Annotated in this window: 12 protein-coding genes and 2 pseudogenes; 4 read left to right on the top strand and 10 right to left on the bottom strand. The window is 44.1% G+C overall.

What is annotated here, in order from left to right; all coding sequences use genetic code 11:
- Positions 1 to 235 precede the first annotated feature (235 nt).
- Complete coding sequence (locus DP120_RS09680; RefSeq protein ID WP_112223468.1) at positions 236 to 1,045, bottom strand: tryptophan-rich sensory protein; 810 nt, start codon at positions 1,043 to 1,045, stop codon at positions 236 to 238.
- Between the two features lie 242 nt (positions 1,046 to 1,287).
- On the opposite strand from DP120_RS09680, the gene DP120_RS09675 reads away from it, so the two are divergent.
- Positions 1,288 to 1,665, top strand: a complete 378-nt coding sequence (locus DP120_RS09675; protein ID WP_112223467.1) for a YidH family protein — start codon at positions 1,288 to 1,290, stop codon at positions 1,663 to 1,665.
- 63 nt (positions 1,666 to 1,728) lie between these two features.
- Here DP120_RS09675 and DP120_RS09670 read toward each other — a convergent pair whose 3' ends face one another.
- Together DP120_RS09670 and bioD are read right to left on the bottom strand one after the other, a co-directional pair.
- Positions 1,729 to 2,238, bottom strand: coding sequence for a YfiT family bacillithiol transferase (locus DP120_RS09670; protein WP_112223466.1), 510 nt, complete (start codon positions 2,236 to 2,238; stop codon positions 1,729 to 1,731).
- A gap of 227 nt (positions 2,239 to 2,465) precedes the next feature.
- A complete protein-coding gene (gene bioD, locus DP120_RS09665) occupies positions 2,466 to 3,170 on the bottom strand; it encodes a dethiobiotin synthase (RefSeq protein ID WP_165843765.1) in 705 nt (234 codons plus the stop codon).
- Positions 3,171 to 4,079: 909 nt separating this feature from the next.
- Here bioD and DP120_RS09660 point away from each other — a divergent pair.
- Positions 4,080 to 5,594: an acetyl-CoA hydrolase/transferase family protein gene (locus tag DP120_RS09660; RefSeq protein ID WP_112223464.1), complete on the top strand. Its 1,515-nt coding sequence runs from the start codon at positions 4,080 to 4,082 to the stop codon at positions 5,592 to 5,594.
- Between the two features lie 330 nt (positions 5,595 to 5,924).
- On the opposite strand, the gene citZ is transcribed toward DP120_RS09660, so the two are convergent.
- On the bottom strand, positions 5,925 to 7,046 hold the full coding sequence (gene citZ / locus DP120_RS09655; protein WP_112223463.1) for a citrate synthase: 1,122 nt from the start codon (positions 7,044 to 7,046) through the stop codon (positions 5,925 to 5,927).
- A gap of 591 nt (positions 7,047 to 7,637) precedes the next feature.
- On the opposite strand from citZ, the gene DP120_RS09650 reads away from it, so the two are divergent.
- Positions 7,638 to 8,921, top strand: coding sequence for an L-lactate MFS transporter (locus DP120_RS09650; protein WP_112223462.1), 1,284 nt, complete (start codon positions 7,638 to 7,640; stop codon positions 8,919 to 8,921).
- A 644-nt stretch (positions 8,922 to 9,565) separates the two neighbouring features.
- On the opposite strand, the gene DP120_RS18710 is transcribed toward DP120_RS09650, so the two are convergent.
- From DP120_RS18710 to DP120_RS09620, 6 genes and pseudogenes are all read right to left on the bottom strand, one after another.
- Positions 9,566 to 9,811, bottom strand: coding sequence for an SDR family oxidoreductase (locus tag DP120_RS18710; protein WP_276310402.1), 246 nt, complete (start codon positions 9,809 to 9,811; stop codon positions 9,566 to 9,568).
- 198 nt (positions 9,812 to 10,009) lie between these two features.
- A pseudogene (locus DP120_RS09640) lies at positions 10,010 to 10,666 on the bottom strand (Type 1 glutamine amidotransferase-like domain-containing protein).
- A 278-nt stretch (positions 10,667 to 10,944) separates the two neighbouring features.
- Complete coding sequence (locus tag DP120_RS09635) at positions 10,945 to 11,403, bottom strand: GNAT family N-acetyltransferase (RefSeq protein WP_112223460.1); 459 nt, start codon at positions 11,401 to 11,403, stop codon at positions 10,945 to 10,947.
- A gap of 117 nt (positions 11,404 to 11,520) precedes the next feature.
- On the bottom strand, positions 11,521 to 12,570 hold the full coding sequence (locus tag DP120_RS09630; protein WP_112223459.1) for a glycosyltransferase: 1,050 nt from the start codon (positions 12,568 to 12,570) through the stop codon (positions 11,521 to 11,523).
- A gap of 308 nt (positions 12,571 to 12,878) precedes the next feature.
- Positions 12,879 to 13,142, bottom strand: a pseudogene (locus DP120_RS09625) (VWA domain-containing protein); the annotation flags it as partial.
- Positions 13,143 to 13,373: 231 nt separating this feature from the next.
- A complete protein-coding gene (locus DP120_RS09620) occupies positions 13,374 to 14,069 on the bottom strand; it encodes a response regulator transcription factor (RefSeq protein ID WP_165843764.1) in 696 nt (231 codons plus the stop codon).
- A 169-nt stretch (positions 14,070 to 14,238) separates the two neighbouring features.
- Between DP120_RS09620 and DP120_RS09615 the strand changes: the two genes are divergently transcribed.
- Positions 14,239 to 15,273 (top strand): zinc-binding dehydrogenase, encoded by a 1,035-nt coding sequence (locus DP120_RS09615; RefSeq protein ID WP_112223457.1) that lies wholly within the window; start codon positions 14,239 to 14,241, stop codon positions 15,271 to 15,273.
- Positions 15,274 to 15,789: the final 516 nt, after the last annotated feature.

The following is a 15,789-nucleotide window of genomic DNA, read 5'->3' as shown; positions in this document are numbered from 1 at the left end:
TTTCGAGGTTTATCGTCGATTTTTCACCGTTTATCGTCGATTCTCATTTTATCAGCGATTTTTGATGGTTTATCAGCGATTTTTCGACGTTTATCAGCGATTTTTTCCTGTTTATCAGCGATTATTAAGCGTTTATCAGCGATTCTCCTGAAACGACAGAATCCGCTTCATTATTAATTCATCAAACGCTTCTTATACAAGATAAAGAATTGCAGATTTTATTGCCATAACACTCTTAACTCGTACGCTGCTGGAAAAGGGCATTGCCGTTCTTGATGAATCTCCACACCGCCGCGATTAAAAAGATTACGATGCCGGCAACCAGTAACCATTGAATGGCTGTCGATAACTCGGGGTCGACTCGTCCGCTCATGTATGATCCATAAATCCCGAAGAACGCCCAGGCCAAAGGAAGCGGGAAGGCAGCGTTTTTGTACCGGGAGATATAAATAAGCACAAATGCGATGGCAACCGCCAAAATGATCAGCGTCCAGACCGAAAAGGAAACGCCGAAACCGTTCCAGTCCAGCTGCACTAACAACAGCGAGGTATTGACGACAGTCGCAATCGTCACCCACGCACAGTAGAGCGTGAAGCTGAGTCCTGCCAGCGTCGACGGGACTTCAAAGCGATGTGTATAGATTTTCCCGATGATGAGGAGCAACGAGAACAACATACCGATGATTAAAATCGTAGAAATTCCCAATCGTTCATAAGAGAATGCAACGATCCAGCCCATATTACAGAATGAAAGCACAATAAACCATGGCGAGATTAACAAGACCAGCTTGCTGACTCTCGCATCTTTCCGTTTGATAAACAGATAGACCAAAGTAATCAGAACCAAAGTGTAAATGACACCCCAAATAGAAAATGTAAAAGGTGCCGGAGATATCAACGTCAAATATTGGTCGGAGATGTCCCCCTGGCTCTGTCCATTAAAGAATCCGGAAGAGCCGAGGTAATTGACTCCTAACGTCAAAAAATAAAGCACCAGATTCACTATCGTGAAGATTTTCGCTTTCTTCAATCTGCTTTCATCCATAATGGATTCATCCTCTCGATGGATAGTTTAAATACCGTTAATATTCCTTCTTCGTTACCTCTTCCCGATTTGGCTGTCCATCAAAACAGTTTCCTGCAAAATATTGCCAAAGAAATAACCGCCGAACGGAATAACTCCGGCCAGCGGTTCAGGGATGCTACGATTCCCGGCTGCCTTCCTTGCCTAAACAACCCCCCAATGGCACAATTAGAAAATGAATCGTCTTGAAAGGAGTGGAATCGATGGCTCGGCGTTCACGTCCAGAACCTAAAAATCAATTGCTTTTCACCCAGCAGCATCTCGCAAACGAACGCACGTATCTTGCGTGGATCCGGACGGGCATTTCCATTGTCGGTGTCGGCTTCCTTGCAACAAGTCTCCATTTCACGATGGGTGTCATCCGCAATCAGTTTGTCGATATCTTCACGATCATCCTTGGCATTTTCTCTTGTATTTTCGGGCTGATGATCATCTTTTCCGCCACCCAGAACTACAAGAAGAAAAGGCAGCAGATTATCAATGAAACCTTCTATCCTTCCGACATCCACATCACCTTAATTTCTTCCATGCTCGCCATCATGATTATCATGGTGATCATCTACTTTTTCATGATCATGTAATGGCAGAGCCGAAATAAAACCGCCGAACGGATAACTCTCCGTCGGCGGTTTTGTCGTTCTATTTTAATTCTCCAAAGCAATCTGAATATGCGCCAGATGGTGTTCTTCGTGCCAGCACAGCTTAGCTAGTTTCGTCGCGACGCTGATTTCACCATTCGTTTCATGGGTGAAGACGAGGTCCAATACCTCTTCCGGCAGACGCTGCCCCAGTGAGACAATCCGTTCATTCAACCCTTCCAGCATACGGATTGAACTTTCCACCGGCAAATCGTTGTCCGGAAGCGCCGCCCATTTTTCCTGGTCAAAAGCGGGAACCGTCGGATTGTCATCCGTCAAAGCCAACTTCAGGCGCTGATACATATTGAGCTGAGAATCCGCAATATGATGCACTAGCTCGCGCACAGTCCAGCTGCCTTCCCTGTACTTTTTGGCCAATTCCTCGTCGCTCAATCCGTCGACCGCTTCCCGCAGCCGCACCGTATAACTGCCGATTTTTTCGAGCCATTCCTGGATATGTTCAGCTTTCACGTTGTCAGGAACCTGTAATGGTCCAATAGGAAACTTTACGTCCATTTTTCCAACCTCTTTCCCTTATCCGTATTTGGTGACTATCCTGTTCACGCTCAATATACCAATGGGGCCAGATTTTGTAAACTGGCAGTTGGTGCATCAAAAACTGGGTTACCAACTGCAAGACTAAAAATGAAATTAGTTAACCGGGTGCAATTCCAACATTATCCGGCAGTTTGTATCTTTTATTTTAAGCGCTCGATACTCAAATGCTTTATTGGATAAAGAGATTAATAATAGAGTTTATCTAAATCAATTCCACCTATCAGTTTTTCCAACACTTCCTCTTCACCTAGTCGTGCTTCCACATCAGCGATTTGAGGAACAATTCCAATGACTGGTATTCCTGTTACTTTCTCAATCATTGTGAGGTTATCTTTAATTCCTTCGGTTGGATTGTCCGGATAGCCGTTTATTATGATACCTATTATGTTAAGGCCTTTACTTTGAGCATAGTGAGCAGTTAATGCAGTAGCGTTTAATGTCCCCACACTGGCTTGGGTGACAATCACAATTGGTATGTCCAAATCTTTAATAAGCTCTGGTGTTCCATACTGCTCATCAATTAAAGGAACGGCCAGTCCCCCTGCTCCTTCTATCAGTACCAATTCATGCCCCTCTTGTAATGCATGATAATTACTTTTAATTACCTGTGGATCAATGGGGGCATCAGCTAATTGCGCAGCAAAATGAGGGGAAAAACGTGGTTCATAAAGAAAAGAATTAAGCTGCTCATTTTCTTTTGGATTATAAACTTTCCGATAAAGTTCTACATCAGGAGCCAGCCATTGTTCACCTTCCGTAATTGCTCCGCATTGTACTGGTTTATAGGGAACCGCATCTATATTCCGTTTTCGAAATGCGTATGTAAGACACGTGGTAATGACGGTTTTACCAACATTAGAGCTGGTACCAGTTATAAAAATCCCAGACAAACAAATCACTCCTTACTTAAATTAGCAATAGTGTAGCATATTTACTTTAATTAAGAACAACCTTTTGTATAAATGACTTCACTTTTTCTCAGTATAATTTTCATTGAGGAAGACCGCCGTTTCGTATTATTCAGCAACTAAAAACAGCAAGAAGCGGAATTCGCTTCCCTGGGAACGAAACAATTAGGTTCGACATAAAGCACTTTTGAATTATTCTTCAGCTCAGTCTTCAATAAACGCCGGGTTTTCTAAAAACAGTCTCCCGATGGCGATGCAGTCAGCTTGCTGTGATGCCACTATTTCTTCCACCAATTCTTTTATATGAATCAGCCCACCGCAATGACAGGCACGCCTGTCGCCTTTTTAATTTTATTGGCATAAGGGGCCTGATAACCGGGGGATATGCGCATCTGAAAAAAACCCCAATATCATCCAGGAACAATCGACCATCCTCTGCCACACTGGTGGAGTTGTTGCACAGGGGCCAAGTTCAGTCTATTTTTCAGTTCTATCTGACCAATCCGGACAGGTTCAAATAACACAGACATAAATTTACCTTCTTTCTTTATTTAGTCAGAGGGAAAGGGGATTGCCTTTAAAACAATATAGTTCTTTTCAGACCTTCATACTTCTTGCTAACTGACATTCCAACGAAGTCTCAGTCAGCGGAAGTAGAAATATGCTGCTTTGGTCAATAGATTTTCTGCTTCACGCAGATAAACACTTTTCCACTCGCTTGATCCAGATTTGGAAAGAGAATAAGTTACAATTATCAAATAATTAACTATTAGATTATGGTCTCTTCTACTGTGGTGAGGTAGATATTTTTTATGCGGCAGAATGAAAACGCTTCATTCTTCATTTAGAAACAGCAGCACTTATAAAAATTTTCGGAAGCGAGTGATATATATGGAAAAGAACCTTGAACGAATCAAAGCGGCTGAGCTGCAGGAACGTCTTGTATCTCCTGAAGAAGCGGCTTCATGGATACAAGACGGCATGACGCTTGGACTAAGCGGTTTTACAAGAGCCGGAGATGTGAAAGCGGTCCCATTTGCATTAGTGCAGCGTGCTGAAACAGAAAGTTTTAAAGTGAATGTCTTTACAGGAGCTTCTTTAGGTTCCGATATCGATAAATTATTTGCCGAAGCAGGAATTGTCAACAAACGCCTCCCTTTCCAGGCAGAACCAGCAATGCGCAAAAAGATCAACGAAGGTGAAATGCTGTTCGTTGACCACCATTTATCGCATACAGCGGAATGGATTCGATCAAGCGTTATCGAACCGGTCGACTTTGCGATCATAGAAGCACTTTCCATCACAGAAGATGGAATGATCATCCCGACAACTTCTGTCGGCAACTCGGCCATCTTTGCAATGCACGCACGCAATATTATAGTAGAAATCAATCTGGCGCAGCCGGAATTGTTCGAAGGGCTGCATGATATTTACGATACAGGCAAACAAGGAGAACGATCGCCGATTCCATTGACATCAGTGGATGACCGCATCGGCACAATCGGGATTCCGGTTGATATGGAAAAAATCAGAGGAATCGTCTTTACGGAGCAGAAAGATTCGCCGTCAAATATCGTTCCGCCGGATGAAGACACGAAAATCATGGCTGATCATTTACTGGAATTCTTCCGTTCGGAAATCCGCGTTGGCCGTTTGACTGAAAAACTGGCTCCGCTGCAATCGGGCATCGGTTCGGTTGCCAATGCGGTGCTTCATGGCATGATCGATTCTGAATTCAAAGATTTGGAAGTTTACTCAGAAGTGCTGCAGGACGCCGTCTTCGACTTGATCGATGCAGGAAAAGTCAATTTCGCTTCTTGCTGTTCAATCACGTTATCAGAACCGAAAATGGAGCAGGTTTTCGGCGAATTCGAAAATTACCGCAATAAAATCATCATGCGTCCACAGGAAATCTCCAACCATCCGGAAATCATCCGCCGTCTCGGTTTGATTTCAATCAATACAGCTTTGGAGTTCGACATTTACGGCAATGTCAACTCGACGCATGTGTCGGGCACGAAAATGATGAACGGCATCGGCGGTTCCGGTGATTTTACCCGCAACGCTCGTTTGGCTATTTTTGTTACGAAATCGATAGCCAAAAACGGCAACATCTCGAGCATTGTCCCGTTTGCTTCCCATGTCGATCACACCGAGCACGACGTCGATGTCGTGGTGACAGAACAGGGTTATGCGGACCTTCGCGGACTGGCGCCGCGTGAGCGTGTAGAAGTCATCATTGAAAACTGTGTGCATCCAACATACCGCGCTCAAATGCGGGAATATTATGATGAAGCATTGACCCGTGGTGGCCAAACGCCTCACGTTTTGGAAAAAGCTTTCTCATGGCACGCCAGTTTAGCGCAAAACGGCACAATGATGCAGAAAAAAGAACAGCCTATTTAATGGCAAATAAAAACCAGCTGGTCACTTATGCGGAGATAGCTGACATAATTTAATGAAACAAACTAAAACACCTCCGAAACGGTACATTTAACGCAAGTACTGAAATCGGAGGTGTTTTTTTATGGCAGGGATAATTTTCACAGAGCTTTTGATTCATTTCCTTCTATATAATAAGCCTGGCTCACGAATTTGAGAGCCAGGCTTAATTCTATATTTGAGGCAGTAGACAGTAGTTATTATGTTCACAACAGTATTTCAATAATTCTACACAGCAAATCCATTTTAATGGGGATTCAACTCGGAAGTCACAAGCTCTTGGGTTCCCTGGAATTACCTTTCATCAACCGGTACATACGTTTGCATGCCGGGACCATTGTACTCGGCGCGCGGGCGAATCAGGCGGTTGTTTGAATACTGTTCCAGAATGTGCGCCAGCCAGCCTGATGTGCGGGACACCGCAAAAATCGGCGTGAACAGGTCGTGATCGATGTTCAAAGAATGATAGACTGAAGCCGAATAGAAATCCACGTTCGGCGGAAGGTCTTTCTGCCCTGTCACGATTTCATCGATTTTAATCGACATTTCATACCATTTTTCTTCGCCGCGGATTGTTGTCAATTTCTGTGACATTTCACGCAGGTGTTTCGCACGCGGGTCGCCTTTACGGTAGACGCGGTGGCCGAAGCCCATGATTTTTTCTTTGTTCGCCAATTTCTCATTAATTACTGATTCAACATTATCGACAGAACCGATTTCCGTCAGCATCTTCATCACCTGCTCGTTTGCGCCGCCGTGCAACGGGCCTTTCAGCGCGCCGATTGCCGCGGTTACGCCAGAGTAGACATCGGAAAGTGTCGCCACTGCCACACGCGCCGTGAACGTCGACGCGTTCAACTCATGGTCAGCATGAAGGACAAGCGCTTTGTTGAACGCTTCCACTTCGAGGTCGGTCGGTGTTTCGCCGGACAGCATGTACAGGAAGTTCGCCGCGTAGCTCAAATCCCTTTTTGGAGCGACTGGCTCCTGGCCGTTGCGGATACGTCCGAACGCCGTTACCAAAGTCGAAATTTTCGCCTGGATGCGGACCGCTTTGCGGCGGTTCGCTTCCGGGTTCATTTCTTCCCCTTCCTCGTCGAACAGTCCAAGCATCGAAACGGCTGTGCGAAGCGCTGCCATCGGGTGAATGTTTTTAATATCATATGTTTTGAAGTGATCCAATACCGCTTGAGGCACGGACATATCGTCCGCCAGCTGCTGCTTCAGTTTTGACAACTCATCCGCCGTGGGCAGGTGCTGGTGCCATAATAAGTAAATCACTTCTTCAAAACTGGCGTTGTCCGCTAAGTCGTCGATATCATAGCCAACGTATGTAAGTGTGTCATCAATAATCGAACTGATGGCTGATTGTGTAGCGACGATTCCTTCTAACCCTTTTGTAGTTGCTGGTGTCATTAAAATCGCTCCTTCTTATTAGTTATTTTGAGAGAATAATCACTGGTCAATCAAAATTCATTTTGTTGTTCACTTCCAGAAACTCCAATTCTTCAGGAAGCGCTTTCATCTGCTTGAAAAAGAAAATTCAACACTACGCTGTTGAGCGAATGAAAGAATATTTATTTGTGTTAATTATTAGATAATTGTAACTTATCTTTTTTTCTTATAGAGTTAAAATGTGCGGATAAGAGAATAATTGAATGAAGCAGTAATATTAATTGCTGAAGCAGCATATTTTTGCGTATTTAAATAACGGTGTGTGCGAAAACAGGGATGTTGGTGAAACCCCCATAGATTTTGGCTATTCCCTGCCGTTTTTTTGGAATTAGTTATTTTCAATAGTATTGAACAATAACTTTATTGGAGAAAGAAAAAATTTCTTTGAATCGTGTGAAGCTTAGAGCGCCAAGGCTCAAAAATGAAAACCCTTCCAAATATTAAAGAAGATTGGAAAAAAAGATTTGTTTTATTATGAAATCCAATGTAATCTCTTAAGAGCAATTAAAAAACGAATAAGTCAAACTATTTCAAAAAAAGGGGCATGTATTTATGAAAACATCAAAAAATAGGTGGCTGATTGCTTTGTCAGCCATCGCAATTCATTTATCGATCGGGGCAGCATATGCCTACAGTGTATACACATACCCAATCAGCGATGCAATGGGCTGGTCCACAACAGAAGTTACATATGCCTTTACAATTATGATGGCGCTCGGCGGTTTATCGGCCGCTTTCTTCGGAAGTTTCGTAGAGAGGAATGGTCCGAGAAGATCCGCGATGTTAGCCGCCGTACTATTTGGCCTGGGTCAAGCCGGTGCAGGATTTTCCACCCAAATCGATTCATTGCCGCTATTTTTACTCACTTACGGCTTGCTGAGTGGACTCGGATTAGGAATCGGTTATATTTCACCGGTTTCGACTCTCGTCAAATGGTTTCCTGACCGCCGCGGGTTGGCGACAGGTATGGCAGTCATGGGATTCGGAGCTGGCGCACTGATTACAGCACCTGTTGCGGCCAGTCTGATTGAGTCAGTCGGAGTCACAACCACATTCTACATTCTCGGTTCCAGTTACTTCGTCCTGATGATGCTTGGCGCTTCTTATATTGCGCCACCGCCACAAGGCTGGATGCCGGATGGAATGCAAAAAGCAATCGATTCCGGAAAGAAAGTCATGAAGAAGGACCTGTCTCAATTAACGGCCAAACAAGCGGTCAAAACAAGAAGATTTTGGATGCTTTGGTCGATGATGCTCATCAACACAACAGCAGGAATCATGATGATTTCCGTGGCTTCCCCGATGGCACAGGAACTCGTCGGCTTGTCTGCGGCTGCGGCTGCCACATTGGTTGGCATCATGGGGATTTTCAATGGAGGAGGAAGGCTCGGATGGGCTGCCATCTCCGATTATATTGGCCGTCCAACAGTCTTTATGATGTTCTTTATTTTACAGATCATCGCCTTCTCGCTACTGCCAAGCATCACCAACGTACTCCTGTTTCAAGCTTTGATATTGGTTGTGGTCAGCTGTTACGGAGGCGGGTTCTCAAACTTGCCAGCCTTTATCGGCGACATTTTCGGAACCAAGCAGTTAGGAGCCATTCATGGCCTGTTGCTGACAACCTGGTCGCTTGGCGGAATTTTGGGACCAGCGATTGTGTCGCAAATCCATGAAAGAGCGGATAGCTATGTACCTGTCTTTTATGTGTTCATTGTCCTGACCAGTATCGGTTTGGTCATCTCTCTGCTCATTCGAATGGACATTAAACGGATTGAACGAAATGAAGAAAAAGCAACTGACACAAGAGGCCTGGAACTGGGAAGTGAAAACTGATCATCTCTAATAGAGCCACAGCCCCTAAAATTCAAGGCTAGACTAACATAAAAATGAGACAAATAAAAACACCCTTCGTTGAAAAACAGGTATGGGAATACCAATAAATCAACGTGGAGGTGTTTTTTTCTATGGTCATCAAGAGTCAATTGGCCAGTTGACGTAAAAATGAAGGTGATGAATATTGTGTCCATTCTAAGGGGGTCGACCACAGGGAGCGACGTAATTCCCAAACAATTTATATGGATGAATAAAAAGAAAAAAACACATCTGAAATGTTGATGCAACAAGTATAGCAATGTATGGCGTATAAATTGTAATGTATAGTCCAAATCGTTTAGAATGGTTTCTTTCCCTGGGAAGCGATTTCCAACTATAGTAAACAATTTATTGCAGAAGTAAGCGATCTCAAATACAGTTTAAACTACATTGTTCCGTAGAATGCTTATTGTTCCTTCGGCATTTTCTATTCTCATTTTAACATACACGTTGTGCATCAAAAACGAACAATAAGGAATCTCCTTGGCTTCCCATTATTAATGTAAAAAATCCGCCCTATAATTGAATAGGGCGGATTTCGTATACATAATTACTTTATAACTTGAATTCTCTTCAACACAGAAACTCTTTTTTTCAACACCAAATCAGTAAGCGCTCCACCCTGCATCTGCTGCCAGGACTACGCCGTTGATGTAGGAAGATTCGCCGCTTGCCAGGAACAGGGCGATGCTGGCGATTTCGTCCGGTGATGCGCTGCGGTTCATCAAACTCGTACCGCAGGTTGCCTGCTGCAAGCCGAACATATCGTAATTATCGATGGATTGCGTCAATCCTGTTTCAACCTGTGCCGGTGCGATTGCATTGCAGCGAACGCCTTGCGCGCCGTAAATGGAAAGAATAGGATGAATGGAAAATCCACTTTCCCCAGGGAGCGATATACTAACTGCGCAGGGGGGTCAAATTTACAGCTAATTTTTTCGCAGGGAAATAAAAGACTCAAACACAATAAGACCTGCCCATCCGTATTGAGGATGGGCAGGTCTTATTTCAATTTAGAAGTGACTTTTTTCGATGCAATACAATTAAGTTCAAATCGTCTCATCCAATTTCTGAATCTCTGAACATGAAATCAAATAGACATCGCCTAAAATGTCGACGTTATCTCCCTTTACCCGCAGAGCGCAATCCTTGTTCGACGCATAGATATTCATTTCTTCCGACAAAAGAGACAGTTCGCTTCGAACCATTTCAATATTATTTTCAAGATCAAAATGGGACAGGACGGAAAAATTACCTAGACCGATTCCTTTATAAACCGAGCTCTCCTCGACTTCATATCCAAAGTTTCTTGAGCACAGCCACTTCGCCGACATATTAATCGCCCCAGCGCTTGCCCCTATCACAATAGCTCCACTTTTTCAGATTGAATCCGCTAGCCCGTAGTCCATTAAAAAACCGTTTTGATCAACAGTATCTCCGCCCAATAGGAAAATGACGGAAGCATTTTGAATCAGCGTTTGGGCATCTTCCTCCCGGACGCGATAATTGATCAAATGGTATGCATCAAACTTAATGCCGGCATGATCCAGCCATGAGCGTTCAGCAGATCCATCAATTTCATCAGAGGCTGGAGTCGAGCTGATCATCACAAGTGATTTCCGTTCTATTATATCTTCCTGCAACGCCTTCTCCAACTTCTCTGGAAAGTATTCGTTGAACCATCCTAAATAATAATGAGTTTCCATGTGTACCCCCTGCAAATAACATCAATCCAATTCTTTATTCAACCTAAAATCTGTTTTTAATCTTCCCACTCAAGAAACCGCACGTTTTGCGGCTGTTTCTCAGCTTTTTCTTAGAAATGAAGTCACGCAAGCCTTCTTTTGTGGAAATCATCGTGCGCGCGGCGGTTCTATGAGCGGTTTTGACTGTTCTATGATCACTTATTGGATTCTATGATCATTCAGAAGATTCTATGATCACTCAGCGAGTTCTATGATCACTCAGCGCATTCTATGATCACTCAGCTACTTTTCACCTCAAATCTCCGCCACTCATATTTGATATCAGGCAAATTTTCTTCATTTTCATATCCTCGGCCAACTTCTGCAAATCCATGCTTTTCGTAAAACCGTTGTGCATTCTTATTTATTTCAAACGTATATAAGAATAAACTGCCGCCAGAATGCTCTTTGGCTAAATTCAATAATGCCTCTCCGATTCCTTTTCCTTGGTGGTCATCGGCTACATAAAGCTGATTTAGTTCAGCCGAGTTGAAAGCGACAATGCCAACAACACGGTCGTGCTCGAGCGCCACATAAATCTCATAATCCTGCGGTAAAATATGATTCAAAAAATGGATATGGCTTTCAAAAGAATGGATCTCTTTTTGCCCAATCGCCTTTTCTTTGCTCAAGCGCCACATCGCTGCCGCTTCACTGGAGAAAGATGGTTCAAAACGACAAATTCGGATATTAGCCATATCTCAACCTCTCTTCTTTTGGAATCTGTATGCTGTTACTTCTTTCTATTGGATCTTCCTATTAAAATCCCCTTTTGTCCCAATCAATTTATATAGATGAATAAAATAACCTTTACATCAAATCCATTTTTCCTCTTTCGGCTCCTGCTGCATCCGCGACTGGCTTTTCATGGCCAGGTAATCATACAGCTGACCGACCTCTTGCTGGGCGATCATGGAACCCACCAGGCGGTTTTCCTCGTCACCACTAGAAAAGTAGGCCAGGCTTTCCTTCACTTGATCATCCTGCATGATGCGGACGATATGCTGTTTCTTCTCTTCCTTTGTGAGCGAAGTCTTCGGGTGGAATAAATTCCAAAAACCAAGCATGATACGTGTTATGTAATACCGCTCAAATGCATCTTTCATTTCTCCGTGGTAACTGCCGTTGCGTTTTAAAAAAGCCCGCGTCATACTCTGCATCATCTGCGTGTTGTCGAAGAAACCTACACGATACTGGCTTGTAATCGAATCTGCATTAGAATGGGTGTAATCATACAGCTCATCCTCGATGAGCCGGATGCTGCTGCAGCGTTCGATGACTTCCAGATTGAACAGCAGGTCCTCTCCCCAATCCAGATTTGGATTGAACTGCAGACCAGCTTCTTTAATGAAGGAAGCGAGATAGCATTTATTCCATGCATAATGAATGAAGAAATTGGGATACAGCGCGGTAAAAAGAGTCAGAAACTCCTGTTTTGAAAACTCGCCGCTGAATGGAAGCGGATTGTGGATGGAGTGGAAAATCCGGCCGTTTTGCTTCAGCACTCTGCGGTAACCGCAGATCAAGAGTGGATGGCTGCCGATGGAGGCCATAAACCGTGCAATCATCTCCGGGTGGATGGCATCGTCTGAATCGATGAACTGGATGTACTCGCCTGTCACTGCCTGCAATCCGGTATTCCGGGCAACAGATGGACCGGCATTCGGTTGATGGATTACACGGATGCGACTGTCTTCTACAGCAAAGCGGTCACAAAGCTCCCCGCTCCCATCAGTTGATCCATCGTTTATAAGCAGCAATTCGATAGCGGGATACGTCTGCCTAAGCACACTGTTGATGCATTCCTCCAAAAACGCTTCTGCATTGTAAACAGGAACGATCACACTGACGGTTTTCTCCGACATAAGCCATCTCCTCCAATTATTCGATGTCTCTTCTAAAACCTTTTTTGTCCTACTTCTATTTCAACTTACTTTCTATATGCGTGACCACAACTCCTGCAATGAGTATCAACTTTTATGAAATGAGCGCCATAATCCATGACAGTTCTGTTTTGCATAAGCAGCAAACTTCCTCGCCTGAAACCAGTTGTTCATGGAAAAGAACAGTAGCTGAAGGATGGTTATATTATTCTATGGAATTTTACTAAACCAAAAAAATCCTCCGATGAAACAATCTGTTTCATCGGAGGATTCATTTTTATCAGCTACTGCTACAATATTCTTTTCTCCTTCGCTTCCTTCAGCCACATCGGAAACTCATTCAATAACTGATCGTATAATTCTGTGTCGGACACTTGGCTGATGTCGTCGACGTGAAAGAAATTCGCGTTGTCGACCACGCGGCCGCCCATCGTATCGAGCCTCCGCAGCACTTCGAAATTCGCGTCGCCAATCCCGACAAACTGCCAGAAGATCGGCTGGTCCGACGAGTCCATGATGAATTTCTTGATCCCCGATTTACATCCTCCATCACTTCATGCACGACGTCTTCCTTATACAACCTTCTCATCGAATCGGAAATATCCAGCAAAGAATAAATGAAAGAAGCGGCTTTATTAATGGAGCGATTTTCCGAAAAAGCTACACCCGCTATGTTGATGCAGCAGGTGTGGCAATGTATGGCTTATAAATTGTCATGTCTTGCAGGCAGGAACCCGATTATCCTTTAAGGCTCCCAGCAAGAAATGCTATTTCCCAATCCTTTTTTACGTGATGATCCCTCTTCTGATTAACTCCGAAACCGCATGGGCTCGGTTCGCCGCTCCGATTTTCCTGATGGCCAGTTTTACATATTGCTTTACTGTGAATTCACTGATGCCAAGTGAATCCGCAATTTCTTTCGTCGCGGCCCCTCTGGAGATTTCTTTCATCACTTCCAGTTCCCGGTTGCTTAAGGTGTCCTGCCTCGCTTGCTGGGAAAAGGATTGAAGAATTCTTCCTGCCTGCTCACCAAATTCAGTGAGACGATCCAATGAAGGCTGAAGGATTTCCTCACCTTTCGCAATGTTCATGCTGTAGATAAATCCCATGACGGATGTTCCGTTGAAAATTGGCATCACCAAAAATGAATTGACGCTTGAATCGATGATGTATTGGCTGCTCGTTTTTTCAAAAAGCTCATGGCTTCCATAATAGCGCGCTTTTCGTTCCATAAGAGCAGCTTCAATGGTCGGCAGCGTTCGGATATCGTATCTCAAATCATGTATGTATTTAATTTCTTCCTGCTTTAACGAAATGACCCCTTCCCCTAAAAATCCAATCGGCGAATAGCGGCAAAGGTAAGCTTCCTCTACAGGACACAGCTGGGTAAAAGTTCTAAGAATCTCAACAATGAGCTTTTCGTGGTTCGTGATTTTTTTGAGATGCTGGAGCTGATCTAAAAAGGTAATTGATTGGACCATCATTTCACATCCTTTTGGGGTAGGCGCCTTCAACTTAATAGGGAATATACTAAATCTATTGAATATTATAACATTAATAACTGTAAGCGTTAACAATTCTATTTTTTTATGAATGGTTTTACAAGTCTTCACTAAATAGATATCTAAAGAAAAGGATGGGGATAATCATATGAAAGCCTTAGTAATGGAAGATGTTCAAAAAGCGGCAGTACAAGAAGTAGCCGCACCGACAATTGAAAAAGACGGAATTCTTATCAAGACAATGGCTAACGGCGTTTGTCGAAGCGACTGGCATGTTTGGGTCGGCGACCACGGCATTGTGCAGCCGATTATCGGCCACGAATTCTGTGGCATCATCGAAGAAGTTGGCAGTGACGTTAAGAACTTCAAACGGGGAGATCGGGTTATTGTTCCGTTTTCCGGCAGCGACGGCACATGTCCGCATTGTATCGCAGGAAATACACATTTATGCGACTCGTTCCTTGTTCCCGGCACTGCCTATCAGGGAGGTTACGGTGAATATGTTGCCGTGCCGAAAGGAGATCGCAATGTGATGCTGTTGCCCGACTCTCTCAGCTTTTCGGATGCTGCTGCACTCGGATGCCGCTTCATGACTGCATACCATGGCATCATTGACCGCGTCAACGTCATGCCCGGCGAAAAAGTCGTTGTCTATGGCTGCGGCGGCATCGGATTGTCCGCCATCCATATCGCTTCCTCAATGGGTGCCTTTGTCATCGGAGTCGACATCAATCCTGCAAATCTGGAACTGGCCAAAAAACTTGGCGCTGACTATGTCGTCAACAGCAAAGACAATGATCCCGTCGAAGCCGTCAAAGAAATCACCAAAGGCGGAGCGGATGTATCTGTCGACGCACTCGGCATTACGGAAACATGTGTACCGGCCATCAACAGCCTGAAAAAAGGCGGACGCCATCTGCAGGTCGGCGTAACTTCCAAAAAAGAAGCCGGTTTTATTTCCATCCCGGTTGACGATATGGTGGTCAACGAAAAATCATTCATCACGACCCTGGGCATTCCTGCTTTCCGCTTCACTAAACTGCTGGAACAAGTCGCCCTTGGAAAATTGCATCCCGGAAAAATGGTGACCGGTGAGATCAAGCTGTCCGAAGTGGAAGGAATCTTCCACGACATGTCGAATTTCAAAACGACCGGCACGTATGTCGTAACTGACTTCACTTAAAATGAAGGAAGTTTCGAGTCCGCTTGCCAGCAGCATCTATAAAAGCACAGAAAAACGGGGCCGCATCCAGGCCCCGTTTTTCGTTTGCTTTGAATTTCCTCGCTGCTTCCTGCGCTTCCCTGATGTTACCTGTGATCCGAACGATCATCTCTTTCAACCTTATCTTTCATCGGAAGGTTTTCGCTGAATAAAAGAGTGAAAAACCTCAGCAGGGATCGACAGGAAGACTTTTTCCGTGATAGTGAAGTTGCTTGTTGAAAAAATGCATCGAACCTTATGCTAAATTCGGGTGTGCTGCGATTCTATGAGCGGTTTTTTCTGTTCTATGATCACTTATTGAGTTCTATGATCACTCAGCGGATTCTATGATCACTTATCGAGTTCTATGATCACTCATCGGATTCTATGATCACTTATCGAGTTCTATGATCACTCAGCGGATCCTATGATCACTTATCGGCATTCTATGATCACTCAGCTACTTTTCACCCTAATTCTCCCGCCACTCATATTTGA

Origin of the sequence: Planococcus halotolerans, from assembly GCF_003289955.1 — a bacterium.
GTDB lineage: Bacteria > Bacillota > Bacilli > Bacillales_A > Planococcaceae > Planococcus > Planococcus halotolerans.
This window is presented reverse-complemented; position numbering and strand designations above follow the sequence as displayed.